Annotated in this window: 1 protein-coding gene; it reads left to right on the forward strand. The window is 49.4% G+C overall.

Annotation, left to right across the window (positions count from 1 at the left end):
* On the forward strand, positions 1-1,016 hold a 1,016-nt coding region (locus ACFP56_RS21735), incomplete at both ends, for a glycoside hydrolase family 78 protein (RefSeq protein ID WP_449290051.1).

Genomic DNA, 1,016 nt, shown 5'->3' on the forward strand with positions numbered 1-1,016 from the left:
AACGATGGAGCATCGGATTCGATTACGAAGAAGGTTTACATCGTGAATCGAGCGCCACGAGCAGAGGTTACACAGCCAAGCGGTACAAGCAAAGCAACAGCAACGGAATTCAATACCTTAACCCCAACGATCCGATGGACGATGACGGACGCAGACAACGACGCTCAAGTTCAATACCAGCTGCAGCTTAAGAATGAAAGCGGCACAGTTTTACGGACAACACCAATTACCTCCACAGTAAATAAGTACTATACCATCCCAAGTGGCTGGTTAGCAGAAGGGCCGATCTATCGCGTAGCTGTGCGTGTCTTTGATGGATATGACTGGAGTGAGTATTCGGCAGATAAGTATTTCTATGTGCAGCTGAATCGACCGCCAGTGCCAGGCTTCAGTTATTCACCAACGGTTGTGTATGAAGGAGATACGATTACGATTCGTCATCAAGTAAGTGATCCAGATCTAGACACCTTAAGTGTTCGCTACATGGTCACCGCACCCAATGGACAGATCAGCTATTACCCAAGCGCAACAGGGAACTATATGCTCACCAGCAGTCAATACAATAGCAATGCCTTTACCTTAACGCAGGTCATGCCAGGTCGCTACACGATTGAGCAGACGGTAAGCGACTTAAAAGCTGATCCTGTAAAGCTGGTTCGTACGATAGACGTCGGGGCGTTAAGCATTGTGGGACAGGTAGCCCATACGGAGCAATGGGAAAGTCATCGGATAGCGTATAACGCGAGCTTGCCAGCTAACAGTACGAAGCAATGGCTGCCGTTGCAATTTTATAGTGGCGAACGGTTCATGCTGCTGGCAGATACTACGCTAGCTCCAAGTGCAGCAAGCGGCAGTACGACTTATGCGCGACACGTCACGGCTAAGCTGCTGACAACAGAGACAACCGTCGAGCTTTCCTACGAACGAAACTTGCGTTGGAGCGGCAGCATGTGGGAGGAACGATTTAGCAGCCTGGCTCGTGGAACGCATACGATTGAGTTTGAGGTTCACTATTC

This window comes from Paenibacillus septentrionalis, assembly GCF_042659865.1.
GTDB lineage: Bacteria > Bacillota > Bacilli > Paenibacillales > Paenibacillaceae > Pristimantibacillus > Pristimantibacillus septentrionalis.